Below are 16,226 nucleotides of genomic sequence, written 5' to 3'. Positions count from 1 at the left end.
CCCCGGAAGAGCTTTAGCTCTGAGGAGGCTCACCAGCCGCCCGTGGAAAGCGTAGTATATTTCCGGAGCGGGTCTATGCGCTTTTCATGTTCGTTCGGATTTTAATCAACTAAAACTCTTTTGTCCCAGCCTCTATCTCTTATAACAAATCTGTGATTAATCCTCATATTCCTTAATAATTTCTTTGGTACTTCTGACTGTATCAATTGGACGGACTAATTTTTCAATTTCATCTCGTTTATGTTCAAAGAATGGTGGTAGTGATAGCTTCTCCCCTAATGTTTCATAAGGCTCATCTCCCATAAAACCAGGTCCATCTGTTGCTAATTCAAATAAGATTCCTGGAGCTACATTAGCATATAAGGATTCAAAGAAGTAACGATCTACATGACCAGAGTTAGGTACACGGAATGATGCATAATGCTCCATCCATGCTTCCAGTTCACTACGATCTTCTACACGGAACGCTGCATGGTGGACAGTACCGAATCCTTGTCTACCTCGTGGAAGTACAGTATTGTATTCCACGATGACTTGTGCACCATTTCCTCCTTCTCCCATTTCAAAAAGATGGAAGGACTCTTCTTTAGCAATTTCTTTAAATAGGAAAACTTGCTCTAAAACAGCTTTCATATAATCAAAATTAGAAACTCTAATAAACACTGGACCTAACCCTGTAATAGCATACTCCAACGGAATCGGACCTTTTTGCCAAGGCGTACCAGATTCAACACCCTCATTATTTTCATCGGATATCAACTGATAGTGTTGGTCATCAAAATCTACAAAGGAAAGGGTTTTCTTACCAAATTGTTCTTTTACGCCTGAATGCTTAACATCCAATCGATTGAATCGTTTTACCCAATAATCAAGAGCAGCATCAGAAGGTACACGGAATGAAGTTTTAGAAATTTCATCTGTACCATGTATCCCTTTTGGAATACCTGGAAAATCAAAGAATGTCATGTCTGTACCCGCACTACCTTTATCATCTGCAAAGAACAAATGATACGTTTGAATATCGTCCTGGTTTACCGTTTTTTTTACTAAACGCATACCTAAAACATAGGTAAAGAATTCATAGTTCTTTTCTGCACTACTTGTAATTGCTGTAACGTGGTGTACACCTTTTAATTGATTCATGAATGATTCCTCCAAATTGGTTTAATTGTTTTCTATCAAGTTCTCAAAAATTTTACTGTGTTAGTCATAACATTTATTTTGGACGCTCTATGGAAAATACTTTTCCTATCTTGGCATAGTTAGTCCCTGCAAGTCGACTTATAGCTGCCAGTTTCTCCTGATTGATACGACCAGATTCATATATTTCTTTATCAACATGAAATCTTGTTATTTTACCAACTACTAAATCCACACCTATATTCCCATCTTCGCCTAACTCCACCGCATGCTCTAACGTGCATTCATATCGGACCTTAGCTTCTTTAATGCCAGGAACCGAAACAACCTCACTAGGCACAATAGTTAATTTTGTCTTATCTATTTCACTTTGGTTTGGTGGCAAGGATGCTGCCGTTGCATTAATATCCTCCACATTGGATTCGTCCACAATATGAACAACAAATTCTTTCTTATCAAGAATATTTCTTGCTGTGTCTTTCATTTTTCCATCTTTTCGTTGAAATCCCAAGGAAATCATCGGTGGATTAGATGAAACTATATTAAAATAGCTAAACGGTGCTCCATTAATTGTTCCATCTTCCGCCATACTTGTGACAAATGCAATGGGCCTTGGAATAATAGTTCCAATTAATAATTTGTAGTTTTCTCTTTCTGTATTAACTTTCGGGTCAAAGGATAACAATAGTATCCCTCCTAATCTAATTCTCTTACTTTAATAGGGATTAAGGAGTTATTTAATCTTTCGCGATATTGCTCATATTGTTCTGGCAACATAAGATTTTTACCCATTGTTTCATATGATTCATCATGAGCAAACCCAGGTGGATCTGTTGCAATTTCAAATAGAATCTCGCCATACTCTCTAAAATAAATAGCATTAAAGTAATTCCGGTCTCTCACTGCTGTAACACCAAATCCGTGATCAGCGACATAACGTTGCCAATCCAATTGATCTTCATCATCTTTGGCACGCCATGCAATATGGTGCACGGTACCAACACCCATTTGTCCTCGTTCCATTTCTGTTTTCTTAATATCAATGATATTTCCAATGTTTCCAAAGGACTTAAATCGGACGTAATCTCCTTCTTCTCCCACTCTTTCTAATCCCATTAAACCTTGAAGCGTCTCTGCAGTTTGTTCCGGATTTACAGAATATAAGATAGCTCCACCAAATCCCTTAATTGCTACATCAGGAGTTACATCTCCAAATGTCCATTTATTTTGTTCTCCGTCTGCTCGTTCCACTAGTTCCAATTGAAGACCGTGAAAGTCTTCAAACTGTAAATATGCTTCACCAAATCTTTCTACTTTAGTAAATTGGATATTAAATTTCTCCAATCGTTCTTCCCAATAGCCCATTTTTCCAGTTGGAATTGCATAAGTTGTTATCCCTACTTGTCCGCCACCAATTTTCCCTTGATACGCATTCGCCCAAGGGAAGAAAGTAATAATACTTCCCGGTCTCCCACCATCATTACCAAAGTATAAATGGTAAGTGCCTGGGTCATCAAAGTTAATCGTTTTCTTCACTAAACGTAATCCTAAAATGCCTGCATAAAAATCAACATTTTCTTGTGGATGTCCAACAATGGCTGTTATATGATGTATTCCTTCTGTTTTTTTCACAAATAACTCTCCTTCTTCACAAACTATTATTCCTGTTTACTATTACCAACTACACTATCCATCATGATGGATACTCATATACCTTAGTTATCGCTATTTATCTCGATTTCGAAGTAATTTAACACAAAAAAATAATGCCTTACTAATAAATCTATTATGAATTAAGTTATTCTTAATTAAGTTTAATTATAATGGGGATATCTTTGTTTGTCAACATCAAGGAATAAGAGCGTACCAAACATCAGTATCTTTTCGATGTTCGGTACGCTCTTTTATCATAAAACTACTTCAGAAATCTAATTTCTTGTAAGTCATATTGTGCAGCTTCTTCTATAAACTTATTATGAAAAACATAGAAGTTTGGAGTCGTAAAATAAGTTGTATTAGAAGGTAAAGTTAACTTTTCACTTACAGAAGTGACCACAACCTCTTTATTTATATAGACTTCTTGCTTCGTACTTTCCGTCTTGGAGATTTGTTGTAGAAAGTCTACACTGGAATTACACCCAACCAGCACATTACGATCTACCCTTAACTCATTTTCATCATATCCAGCTACTACTTTCATCCAGTTACCAGATTTATCCTGGAAGTTGACCCAATTATCCTGAATGGCCGTATCTGGCTTAAAGAATGCTGATGTTTGCCAACCAGTCTCATGGAAAAATCTCCCCGTGTTTTGATCTATTTCTGATACATGACATAAGACTGGTACACCTGGAAGTAAAAGAAAATATTGACTATAGGTAAGTCCTTTATAATCTTCATTTTGCTCGATGAACGTTGTTAGCTTGATACCACGCCATTCATTCCCTTTATTATCTATCATGCTAGTAAACTCGCCTTGTGTTTTTTCTTTTTTAAGTGAATGCGGTCGGATATCTGCTATTCGACTAGTTATTCCACCCGCCCATGGATTCCACCATAGTTTCGGTTCAAGTACTGGAAATGGTGTATCTAACCATTCTTTCTCCTGATATGACAGGGAATGTAAGGCCGGGAAAAAGTCTGGAGTAGCTTTAATTTCCATGACACCATTATTCATTCTCCATGTATCCATTCCATGCTCATGTACTATATCTTGTTGGATATCTATATTCTGTTTGCGAATAACAAGAGTTTCCCGCTCATGAATGGCAGCATCTAACCGGGCACTCATTTTAACAGTTGATATAGCGGAATCATGTTCAATAGGTAATTCTTGAACCCATTCCGTTTGTTTATCAATTCGATCAAACTGTTTTACTACTTTCTGGTCATGGTTAGAAAGTGAAAGAGACATTTCTCCATGCAGATAATTAGACTTAAAGTCTGTTACCTTACAAGTTATATTATCACCATCTACAACAGGATTGTTATTTTCTAAAGAAAGATGTAAATGATTAACAGGTTTGTTGTTCTGTTCTGTAGAAGATTGTTTAGCAAATGCTCGGAAACTCTCTATATCATGGAACGCTCCTATTGAAAAATATACTGAGTTTGTTGTTCTACTCGTATTTGATTCTACTAGACCAATTTCATGCTCGATGTAATTATACCAGGAGCCAAAGTGAATCTTTTCATTTGAACTCCAGCACATAGCAATAGGTTCAGTTCTTCCATTGACAAAAATCCAATTCTCGTGTACTTGGCTTTCATCCCAATTTTCATAGGAATTACCGATGGAATCCTTCAATTCAATAATTTCCCCTCGATAAGGAATCACAGCCTTATCTAATTCTAAATAGATCGATTGATTAACAAAGATGGATTGTTCAGTTTTCACATCCTGAATATTTTCCACTTCGTAATAGTTCTCCACGAGACCCTCACTATAAAGTTTCAAAACGATATGGAATTTAACAGATGGAAAAGCAACTAAACGGTAAGCAATCTTTGCACCAACATACCCTTCTCCTTTTAAGAATTCTAGATCCGTATATTTGGCCTTTGCCATTTCTTCAGAGTATGGTTTTCCTACTTTCGGTGGCATGATCCAAATACTTTCCTCTTTTTTCTTTCTACCTGCATCGATACTATTATCGTCTTTGTCTAAGGAAGCATAGTATTGACCATTGAATAATTGAATTTTCTTCTCGTCTTCTCCATATAACTTTGCACCAATTCCCCTTAATGGGACCCCAATGACTTTTGAAAATCCAACTGTTTCACCATAATTTTTATTCGCTTTAATGGATAACGTTGCTTCATAAAAGCCATGTTTTAAGACCTTAAATGGTATAGGTATTGATTTTCTTTCCTTTGGACCCATTTCTAGTGAAAGTGTTGGAGTACTTATCTCCATAATCGGTGAAGATGGGAACTCCAATTCAAATTGGATTCTTTCCGAGAAATTATTCATCATATCAAGGTAAAACACACTCTCACTGCCAATAAAACTCATATCCACTGGGTATTGTGCCATAATCTGTGCCGGATACTTTGGCAATATCCCTACCTTAAATTCCGCCTTCTTGCCATTAATTGTCACCATTGTTTTTACACAAGGGTGGGTGCGGAAAGTATTTTGTTCTTCATTGATTGGATTGACATAGAATGTTCCATTAATTTCTGTTTTATCGATTACTTCTATTGACTTTTCCATGGAATATTCGATGTTCTTATCACTTATACCTTTTAAGTCGATATGAAGTGGCTTACCAGTTTTGTTTATGATGGAATAAGTAACTTGATAATTATCCCCAAAGACTAGGCGATGTTCCGGTATCGTTACCAAAATAGAATAATCCGTTGTTTCAATTAATCGGATACCTCTCCCAGTTCGTTCGAATTCCATCCTTAGTGTTTCATTTTCTTTCTCCCAGGCGTATTCATAGAAATGAAAATCATTCTCCACTCTACCATCTGGCTTTACTTCAATTTCTCTAATGCTACTATCATACCAACTAGTATTTATAAAGAAGTCCTGTACTGCTTCTGTATGTAATACGGTTGGCATAAAGTTCATTAAATGCGTAGTATCATCCCGCTCCTCCCAAAAGAAGCCACATTTTTTATAGAGTGGAACAGCCTTGGTATTACCTGGCCATGTGTATAAATCTAGTCTAGGCCACTTTAATTTAATCGCTTCTTCTAAAGCAGTTAATAGTAGTTTCTTCCCAATCTTTTTACCGTGATAATCATCTCGTACATTTAACAGTGGAATATACAATGCCCCTTCATCATCACGATATTCACTAAATCCACAGTATCCCACAACTTTCTCACCCTCTAGAGCAAGAAAGGTATGGATATTCGTTGAATTACGTTCTCGGTGCAAGATGGACTCTTCTGTGTCCACCGTATTCGCTCCGCCCCAGCCATCACGGCTATGATTCCACATATCAGCAACTCTTGCTGCATAACTCTCATCGTATTTTACGATATCGATGTTCATAAAAATTCCATCTCCCTTTTCCTTCAAAACCCCTAGTTACTATCACAAAACTTAAAACAAAATAAAAAGAACCACTCTTAGAAAAACTCACATTTGCTCTCCTGAGCGAAATGTAAGATTTTCTCAAGCATTTAGGAAGGAATTCGAACTTTACTTCCCTATCTGCTTTAGGAGAATGGTTCTTTAATCCAAAAATTAATCAAATGCGATTAATTCATGGAGAATTGAATTAAAAAACCATAGGAATGCATCATATATCCTATGGTATAAATTCGGGTTATTAGTTTTAATTAGAATTTAAAGTAACCAGTAGGTTGTATGAAGCTAATATTCGATTTTGTTACGTTTACGTTAAACTTGATCATGACATACAACCTCCTTTTCTAAATTTCAGAATCTTTATTACTCCATTAGTATATAGAAAATTCATTCTGAAGTAAAGCCAAATTTTGTTAATTTTTCTTAATAGTGGTTTTAGTAATAAAGGAAAGATAAATAAATGAAAAAACTTGCCAATTGATTTTAGTAAGATAAAATAAAGACAAGCATGGTATTGTTGTACGGGTGGGTAAATCAATTCCCTTCTGGAAACCGATTATGGTGAAAGGAGGGGGTGTCGATGGAGATTGAATTAGTATTGTTACTATTAACAGTGCTTTTCGCAGCTGGAGCATTTTTGTTAAAGCTATTAGACTTCATCAGGCAATTAGTAAAAGACTTTACTGATAAACGATGAACCCCACCCTTTTGACCGACTAAAATCAAATAAGGGTGGGGTTCTTTTCTGCTTGTCCAGAAGGAAATCCACCTGAACATCTGATACTATGCTAACCGGGAATGTTGCTGCATTCTCGGTTATTTAATTAGTATTGCTTGTCTACTCGTATTATACCTACAAATTCTAAATATGTCCATTACTCTTCCAACTTATAATTTACTCATTTATATTATTTTACCCAAAATCTTAATATGAATAACATTAAGGGCATAAGGATCTCCTTTAATAAATGGTAGTACGTTTATATAATCATTTTATAATTATAAACAAAAAAACCACCAACATATGTATTGGTGGAGACGGTGGGAATCGAACCCACGTCCAAAGGTAACGACACTCAGGCTTCTACACGTGTAGTTGGTATATTATCATTCGCTAACCTTTCAGCCTACCAACAGGCTTCCAAGTAGCTAGTCTGATTAAGTTCCCAAATCATCCTCAGACGGTGGATGACAGGATAGCCTGCTAAGTTTGAGACCCTTCAAGAACTACCCCACAGGCGAGAGTAGGAAGGATCCTTTAGCTAGTGCTTACGCAGCTGCTAAAGAGTAATTGTTTTCTTTGCCAGTTATTAGGCGTTTAACGTTTTACGAGCCGTAACCTCGACGCGCAACCTGAGCTCGACCTACCCCTGTCGAATCCGTAACGTCCCCATAAAAGGAAAACGCTCTGGGATAAATACGAGCACATAGTTATTATCAAATTGTTGATCGCTCATCGGCGACATAATTCATTATAACATATCACTAGACAAATTCAAGGTCTCTTCCGTGGGATGTTTTCCCATTCACACAAGCGTTTTCCAGTTGACTTATTTATTATGACTAAGAACTTTTTCAATCACTAGCTTTGTCATATTTGGTACAAGTTCCACGGAGTAATCTATTTCTACTCTCTCCAACTTCTTATGCCCATCCATCCCATACGGACCAATATTAATAACAGGAACATTGATATCTCGAATTAAGTCATAATCCACATAATGTTTCGTTCCCCATGCAGGATTATTATCTTTCACCGCTTGAATAGCCGCTTCATCATCACTCAATGACATAAAGCTCATATCAGAAATAAAAGGGAAAAAGTTTTTCACCATAATTGGTTGCTTATATTGAGACTGGATCACATCAACCGCTTCATCTAAAGCCTCACTCAACACTTGTTCATTGAATGTTTTCCCAGATAATTCAATTCTAGGATAATACAAAGAAGAATAGAAAAGGATAATGGTCGGATTCTTATCTTCCATCCACTTCCATGCTTCTTCTACTACTTTTAAAGCATACATGCGAGTATCAAGTGAATCGTCACGGAGTAAGTCTTGCTTAAATTGATTCATTGAATCGACATAATCACTTCCATGTGCTTTAACCAACATGATTTCCATCTCTTCATACGTGATAACCCGAGGTTTCCATTGTATTCCGTTATACGCCTCTCCTGACAACTTACAAAACGCCCTATACCTATTTTCAAATAATTCCAGTGCATGTTGGAACGCAATTTCAGCATGTTCCTTTAAAATAGCAAGTGCCTCTTTTGGAGTCCAAGAGTGGATAAGAAAATTATAATATACGTAGGCTCCTAAAGCAGTTTGAACCGTATATTCAGTCTTTAAATCCATTTGTTTTAACGCAACGGGGGGCAACGTATATTCACCCAATGCAGGATTACAAAGCTCCGGATTATAGCTTATCTGTCTTGTTAATTCGGCTGCAATTAAATTTGGATCGAATCCTTTAAACGGAGCACCTACATGTGTCTCTTCTCCTGCAATATAAAAGGCAGGAAGTAACTTCCCTACAGTACCTTTATAAATATAGCGGTTCGGGTCGCCCTCATATAACGGAGCAACAAAATCTGCATTTATAGCAGCTGAATAGTCAAACCCATAATCCACTTTCCATCTCTTCAATGTATTAAGAGCAGATAAAATTCCATGTGAACCATCTTCTTCATCGCATTCCGCAATAAACACAAGGTTACCATCAAGTTTATCTGGATGTTCAGAGAAGAATTTTAAAAGAAAAAGGTTACTAGCAACCCCGCTTTTCATGTCCAATGCTCCACGGCCAAATAACCACTCATTAGGGTTTAACTGATTACGAACTTCATCTGGGATATCCTCGTTCTTTAAAAAATCCATCCATTCATCGGGCTTGAATGCATAATCTTCTTGCTGGTTAAAATCATCAACCCCAACCGTATCCATATGCCCCATAATAATGACGGTACGATTGCTATTACTTTTCGTTCCTTTTACATATGCCATTACATTATAACGTTCCCTCTCATCATCAATTGTTTTCTCGATGACTACGTTTCCGGGATTGTCCTGAAAATATGGATAGGAAGAGACCATCTGATACAAAGAGTGGGCTATAACACTTTCCCCATCTGTATTGACAATACTACGTATGGAAACTAGTTCCTTTGTTAGATTTAGTACTTCTTCACGACAATTTATCATAAAAGATTTTTCCATAAAATCTTCTCCTTAAGGTAAATGAAAACCATCAGCTAAAAATAAAATTCTAGCTGATGGAGTGTACTTACCTGTTATAATCTTTTATTGCACGGTCAATATCACGTTTCATTTGTTTCTTCTTTAAATCATCTCGTTTATCATATTTCTTTTTCCCTTTACCTAGACCAATTAGAACTTTCGCAAATCCATTTTTAATATAAATTTTCAAAGGGACAAGTGCATACCCTTCCTGCTGAGTTAAACCAATTAGTTTATCGATTTGTTTACGATGAAGTAATAACTTTCTTGTTCTGGTTGGATCATGGTTAAATCTATTTCCCTGCTCATATTCAGAGATATGTAAATTAATTAACTGAACTTCCCCACGTCTATCAATCCTTGCGTGCGAATCCTTCAGATTAACACGTCCTGCACGTAAAGATTTTATTTCAGTTCCTTGTAATACAATACCTGCTTCATATGTATCCTCTATAAAATAATCATGTGATGCTTTTTTATTCTGTGCAATTACTTTACCTTCACCTTTAGGCATAATTCGCGCCCTCCTAAAACTTCCGTGACATCAATTTTACCAAATAATCTGCCGTTATTCCAATAGGAAACATAACTTTACCTGTTCTATCCTTACTTCTCAATTTTAATTCAATAAAAACCCAAAAGCCAGATTAAATCTACCTTTTGGGTTACTAACATTAAGGCAACAAGAGTAAGCTCAATGCCATCAGTGCCATTCCACTAATCAATCCATAAATCGATACATGGGCTTCATCGTATTTCTTTGCAGCTGGTAACAATTCATCAAGTGATATAAACACCATGATTCCTGCAACTCCAGCAAATATTACACCAAACATTAAATCATTCAAAAATGGCATTAAGATGAGGAAGGCCACAATCGCTCCGACTGGCTCTGCAAGCCCTGATAAGAAAGAGAACTTAAATGCTTTCTTTTTATCGTTGGTTGCATAATAGATAGGAACTGCTACAGCAATACCTTCTGGAATATTATGAATGGCGATTGCAATAGCAATTGCAAAGCCTAATGCTGGATCCTGAATTGCCGAAATAAAAGTGGCAATACCCTCAGGAAAGTTATGAATCCCAATGGCAAGGGCAGTAAATACTCCCATCTTTAATAACTCAGGATTCTTTGTCACTACTCCATTTGTTTTCATATCTTCCACTTTTTTTAATTCATGAGGATTCGAACCTGAAGGAACAAATCGGTCAATTAAGGCAATCAATAGCATACCACCAAAAAATGCGCTAACCGTTAACCACTGCCCACCTTTTGACCCTAATTCCGCAACTAGTGAGTCCTGTGCTTTAACAAAAATCTCGACCATTGAAACATATATCATGACTCCCGCTGAAAACCCTAAAGCAAATGATAGAAATTTAGTATTCGTTGTTTTTGCAAAGAAGGCCAGTAAACTCCCAATTCCCGTTGCTAAACCAGCCATTAAGGTAAATAAAAATGCCAGTAATACGTCATATGACATGTTACTTCTTCCTCTCAAAGTTGTACTATCCAATTAATGTTTCCCTTGGGAAACATTTTAGTTATAGGTATATAATATTCCATAAACTAAAAATGTGCAATAATAATATTCTAAATTTAATATAAAAACTAATTAAATATGAAAATAGACCAATCCTGTTTTAGAAGACAGAATTAGTCTATGCAAATTATATGTTTCATGCGCCTATTTTCTTTTTCTTGTGGCTGGTTTCTTGGATTTAGTGGAACCTTTAGGTTTAGCTTTGTCTCGACGCTTACCCGGATGTGGTTTTTCCGATTTAACAAAATCCTTTTTACTGCCTTTTGTACCGCCACCAACAATTTCAAAGTCGATAGCATGTTCATCCATATTAACAGCAGTTACTCGAACCTTTACCTCTTGACCAATACGATATACTTTTCCAGTACGCTCGCCAATCATCGCATAATGCCGCTCATCAAAATGATAATAATCATCCGTTAAGAAACTTACATGAACTAGACCTTCAATTGTATTCTCTAGTTCTACAAATAATCCAAAACTAGTGACAGAGCTAATAACACCGGTAAATTCTTCACCAATTTTGTCTTGCATGAACTCTGCTTTTTTCAAATCATCTGTATCTCGTTCCGCATCAACCGCTGTGCGTTCCTTTTCCGAAGTATGGCGTGCTATTTCTGGAAGTTTCTCCTTCCAAGCACCCACTGTTTTACTATCCAATGTACCTTCAATCAAGTACGTGCGAATTAAACGATGAACGATTAAGTCCGGATAACGTCTAATCGGTGATGTAAAATGGGTATAGAACTCCGTAGCTAGCCCAAAGTGCCCAATACTTTGCGGATCGTATTTCGCTTGCTTCATAGATCGTAACATTAACTTAGAGATAATCATCTCTTCAGGGGCACCTTCTGCATCTTCTAATACTTTTTGTAAACTTTGCGGATGTATCTCATTTGCAGTTCCTTTAACCTTATAGCCAAGTCCACCTAAAAATTCAAAGAAATGCTGGAGTTTACTTTGATCTGGGTCCTCATGGATTCGGTGGATAAATGGCACATCCATCCAGTGAAAATGCTCTGCAATTGTTTCATTGGCACATAGCATAAATTCTTCAATTAATCGCTCCCCAACAGAACGCTCTCGAATAACAACATCTACTGCTTTTCCTTCATCATCTACTAACACTTTTGCTTCTTTAAAATCAAAATCAATCGCACCACGACCCATACGTTTTCCTCTTAGGATAGATGCAAGCTTTTCCATTTGTTCAAACATCGGTACAAGAGGCTCGTACTTTTTGCAAAGTTCTTCATCTTTATCAACTAATATTTTATTAACATCACTATATGTCATTCTTTCTGTTGTCTTAATGACACTCTGGAAGATTTCATGATTAACTACTTTACCAGTTGAATCAATTTCCATCTCACACCCTAACGTTAATCGGTCCACTTTTGGATTTAAGGAACAAATCCCATTAGACAAGCGATGTGGAATCATTGGAATTACACGGTCAACTAAATAAACACTTGTCCCACGTTCAAAAGCTTCTTTATCAATCGGAGAACCTTCCTGAACATAGTAACTCACATCTGCAATGTATACACCGAGTTTGTAATTACCATTTTCAAGCTTTTTCACGGTTACCGCATCATCTAGGTCTTTCGCATCAGCACCATCAATCGTAACGATAACCTCGTCCCGTAGATCCCGCCTATTTTCTAGTTCGGATGGATCTATTTCATCTGGGGTATTTAAGGCCTGTTCTAACACTTCAGCTGGGAAATCCATTTTGATACCATGCTTATAAATTATCGAAATAATATCAATGCCTGGGTCATTTTTATGACCAAGAATTTGAATGATTTCTCCCTCAGCACTCATACGATGTTCCGGGTATTTTGTTATTCGTGCAATAACCTTATGACCATCTATTGCACCGTTTATATTTCCTTTTGGAATAAAGATATCATTCGGAATACGCTTATCATCAGCTATAACGAAACCAAATGCTTTATTATTTTCAAACGTCCCAACAACCTCGGTAGTAGCACGTTCTAAAATACGGATTACCGTACCTTCTGGGCGATTTCCTGCGATATCTTGTTTTTCAATTCTAACGAGTACTCGGTCATTATTCATGGCTGATGCTAAATCTGAATGATGGATATAAACATCTGTTTCATTTTCATCATCTGGGATGAGAAATGCAAATCCTTTAGCATGCATTTGAATCCGACCACGTATCAAGTTCATTTTTTCAGGTAAACCGAAACGATTCTTCCTAGTTCGGACTAGCTCTCCGTTATATTCTAATTCATTTAATGCCTTTACAAGTTCTTTAAACTCCACTACGTCTGTAATTTCCAGTATCTCTTCTAACTCTTCAACTGCAAGTGGCTTAGAATCATATGTCTTAAAAAACTCTCGCAGTTTATCAATCATTATTTCTCCCATACATACACCCTCTTTCTATGCGTTCTTATTATTTATTATCTTTTATTCTTCCCATTCTAATGATTCTAGAAACTGTAATATATCATTATGTAATTGATCTTTTTCTTTATCAATTGTAATAACATGCCCAGATTGCTCATACCACTTTATTTCTTTTCTGTCTGCTTCTACGTTCTCATAAATATATGTAGCACTATCTGTATTAATCATTTTATCTAATCTAGCCTGAACAACTAATGTCGGAGTATAGATCATATCAATCTCACTCTTTACATCCTTAATAAATTTCCCTAACGCTTCGAACATTTCTTTCGAATGATTCATCAGGTAATCTACTTCAGAATTAATGGTCTCCTCTTCTTTTCCTTCTAATTGCTTATATTCTTTAGAGAATGCTTTAAATCCGGTAGTTAGTTGTTGTTCATTATCAAAAAACATCGGTGCACACATTGGTATTACAGCTTTAATATTCTCAGAAAAAGCTAATTTCAAACTAAGTACACCACCAAGGGATAATCCACAGACCGCTATTTCGTTGTAGCCTAAGTCCTTTAAATGGTGATGGGCTTTTACAACATCCTCCCACCATTCATCTGGACGTGTCACAATTAAATCCTCAGGTGGAAGCCCATGTCCACGATAAATCGGCGCATGAGTCGTGTACCCATTTTTTTCTAAGAATCGACCTAACATACGTACATCTGCGGTATGCCCAGTAAATCCATGTAATAATAGTACAGCTCTAGGTCCTGCTTCAAATGTAAATGGCTTTGGTTGAATAACTTTCATGTTAATTTACTCCTTCTCTAGTATATACTTTACCCTTTATACAACAAAGTACACTTACTAAAATGTAAAAACCCTTACCACTCTAGTGATAAGGGTTTGTTTTTTACTATTGTAATACGTAAGCACTCAAGAAAGCTAGTATGAAGAACAGAACTCCTGTGACAACAGTTGCTCGATGAAGAACAAGGTCAATCCCTCTAGCTTTTTGCTTACCAAATAATTGCTCTGCCCCACCGGAGATAGCTCCTGATAGACCAGCACTTTTACCACTTTGTAAAAGGACAAGAATAATCATAATAATTGCATCTAGCACTAGTAGAACATTTACAAAACTAGCCATGTTTCCATGACACCTCCTAAAGCTTATGAGACAGTTAACTATTCATACTTTAGCATAATTTTGAATACTTTATCAAGCTATTTCTTATAATTTAGTACTATTTCCTCTATCAAGAATAGCATTTCATTATTGTTTGTTCTATTATAAGGTTAAACATTACCATAATTAGTCTTGATAAACTTGAGATTGTGCCTGAACTGCGTAGCTTGGGACTGATTCTAAAAAGTATGCTACTGATAAATCTGGGCTTGGGACCAAATCCAAAAAGCTTGCTACTGATAATTCTGAGCTTGGCACCAAATCCAAAAAGCTTGCTACCGATAAACTTGAGCTTAGGACCGAATCCCAAAAGCATGTGACCGATAAACTCGAGATTAGGACCAAATCCAGAAAACATGCTTCCGACAAACTCGAGATTAGGACCAAATCCCAAAAGCATGTTACCGATAAACTCGAGATTGGGACCAAATCCAGAAAGCATGGATCCGATAAACTCGAGCTTAGGACCAAATCCCAGAAGCATGTTACCAATAAACTCGAACTTAAGACCATCCTCAAGAAAAACATAACACCTAATAGATTACATTAGTTCAATAAACTACTTAACTCATTAATATTTTAATAAGTAAACTAGCATATCATAAATCATAAAATATCATATTAATTAATACTAGGTTAGGGAGTGGTTAGTTTGAAGTCTACTTTTTGGTTAAACTCAGTGGATGGTGTGGAAATTTATGTAGAAAAGTGGTTTGAACCAGATAAAGAACCACAAGCAATTGTGCAGATAGCCCATGGAATGGTGGAGCATTTTCAACGTTATCATGACTTTGCTCAGTATTTATTAAAGCACGATATCTTCGTATATGGTAACGATCATCGTGGTCATGGAAAAACCGGACAAAAGCAAGGTCTAATGGGGTATTTAGCCGATCAAGATGGTTTTGATAAGACAACAAATGATTTAGTGACCATAACCCAAAAAATTCAGGAGGAGTACCCCAAAGCTCCAATTTTTCTACTCGGCCATAGTATGGGATCTTTTTTAGCAAGAAATTACATTCAAGTACATAGTGATATCATCCAAGGTGTAATTCTTTCTGGAACAGGATATTATCCAAAAGCAACAAGTTCCTTTGGTAAATTGATTGCCTCAAAGCTTAATCCAACAGAAAAGTCACCATTTATGAATAAACTTGCTTTTGGAACCTTCAACCGTAAAATAAAGGATCCAAAAACTCCATTTGATTGGATTTCGAGAGACGACCAAATAGTAAAGGCTTATATGCAAGACCGTTATGCTGGATATATTCCAACTGCTCGCTTTTTCTATGACTTAATGACTGGTATTCATTACATTCATAACCCTAAACGCAATGATAAAATCCGAAAAGACCTGCCCATTCTATTTATTAGCGGCGAGGATGATCCTGTCGGAAGTTATGGAAAAGGAATATGGAAAACGGCATCCATGTATGAACGATTAGGAATAGAAAATATAACTACTGTATTATTTGACGGAGCTCGACATGAGGTGCTGAATGAAATAAATAGACAAGAAGTTTATGACAGAATTCTCCATTGGATATTACGTAATTTTCCAAAATAGACAGGTTAACCGCTTACAAAATGAAAAAGATGTCGAAAAAAGACGAAACGCTTGAAACCAGTATGTGTAACGGTTAACATAGTATAGTAAATGAAAACTTTTTGAAGGGTTG

Annotated in this window: 11 protein-coding genes and 1 other RNA gene; 1 reads left to right on the top strand and 11 read right to left on the bottom strand. The window is 36.4% G+C overall.

What is annotated here, in order from left to right; translation table 11 throughout:
- Positions 1-156: 156 nt before the first annotated feature.
- The 11 genes from BN999_RS01125 to secG all read right to left on the bottom strand — a co-directional run bounded on the left by BN999_RS01125 (position 157) and on the right by secG (position 14,505).
- Entirely contained in the window at positions 157-1,143 is a 987-nt protein-coding gene (locus tag BN999_RS01125) for a ring-cleaving dioxygenase (RefSeq protein ID WP_096269543.1), read from the bottom strand.
- A 73-nt stretch (positions 1,144-1,216) separates the two neighbouring features.
- Positions 1,217-1,825: a flavin reductase family protein gene (locus BN999_RS01120; protein ID WP_096269542.1), complete on the bottom strand. Its 609-nt coding sequence runs from the start codon at positions 1,823-1,825 to the stop codon at positions 1,217-1,219.
- A gap of 11 nt (positions 1,826-1,836) precedes the next feature.
- Positions 1,837-2,772 (bottom strand): ring-cleaving dioxygenase, encoded by a 936-nt coding sequence (locus BN999_RS01115; RefSeq protein ID WP_096269541.1) that lies wholly within the window; start codon positions 2,770-2,772, stop codon positions 1,837-1,839.
- A gap of 283 nt (positions 2,773-3,055) precedes the next feature.
- Entirely contained in the window at positions 3,056-6,148 is a 3,093-nt protein-coding gene (locus BN999_RS01110) for a GNAT family N-acetyltransferase (protein ID WP_096269540.1), read from the bottom strand.
- A 1,069-nt stretch (positions 6,149-7,217) separates the two neighbouring features.
- Positions 7,218-7,579, bottom strand: a transfer-messenger RNA (tmRNA) gene (gene ssrA / locus BN999_RS01105).
- 158 nt (positions 7,580-7,737) lie between these two features.
- On the bottom strand, positions 7,738-9,396 hold the full coding sequence (locus BN999_RS01100) for a M20/M25/M40 family metallo-hydrolase (RefSeq protein WP_096269560.1): 1,659 nt from the start codon (positions 9,394-9,396) through the stop codon (positions 7,738-7,740).
- Between the two features lie 82 nt (positions 9,397-9,478).
- Positions 9,479-9,946: an SsrA-binding protein SmpB gene (gene smpB / locus BN999_RS01095; RefSeq protein ID WP_096269539.1), complete on the bottom strand. Its 468-nt coding sequence runs from the start codon at positions 9,944-9,946 to the stop codon at positions 9,479-9,481.
- A gap of 160 nt (positions 9,947-10,106) precedes the next feature.
- The gene (gene zupT, locus BN999_RS01090; RefSeq protein WP_096269538.1) at positions 10,107-10,916 is read right to left on the bottom strand and encodes a zinc transporter ZupT; all 810 of its coding nucleotides are present in this window, start codon (positions 10,914-10,916) and stop codon (positions 10,107-10,109) included.
- Between the two features lie 204 nt (positions 10,917-11,120).
- Entirely contained in the window at positions 11,121-13,376 is a 2,256-nt protein-coding gene (rnr, locus tag BN999_RS01085) for a ribonuclease R (RefSeq protein ID WP_096269537.1), read from the bottom strand.
- Positions 13,377-13,418: 42 nt separating this feature from the next.
- Positions 13,419-14,165, bottom strand: coding sequence for an alpha/beta hydrolase (locus tag BN999_RS01080; RefSeq protein WP_096269536.1), 747 nt, complete (start codon positions 14,163-14,165; stop codon positions 13,419-13,421).
- Between the two features lie 106 nt (positions 14,166-14,271).
- Positions 14,272-14,505 (bottom strand): preprotein translocase subunit SecG, encoded by a 234-nt coding sequence (secG, locus tag BN999_RS01075; protein WP_096269535.1) that lies wholly within the window; start codon positions 14,503-14,505, stop codon positions 14,272-14,274.
- Between the two features lie 691 nt (positions 14,506-15,196).
- Here secG and BN999_RS01065 point away from each other — a divergent pair.
- Complete coding sequence (locus tag BN999_RS01065) at positions 15,197-16,114, top strand: alpha/beta hydrolase (protein WP_096269533.1); 918 nt, start codon at positions 15,197-15,199, stop codon at positions 16,112-16,114.
- Positions 16,115-16,226 lie beyond the last annotated feature (112 nt).

The sequence above is a fragment of the Paucisalibacillus globulus genome, assembly GCF_900184735.1.
GTDB classification, from domain to species: Bacteria; Bacillota; Bacilli; order Bacillales; family Amphibacillaceae; genus Ornithinibacillus; species Ornithinibacillus globulus_B.
The sequence above is the reverse complement of the archived record's forward strand: the minus strand, read 5'-3'. Positions and strand labels throughout refer to the sequence as shown.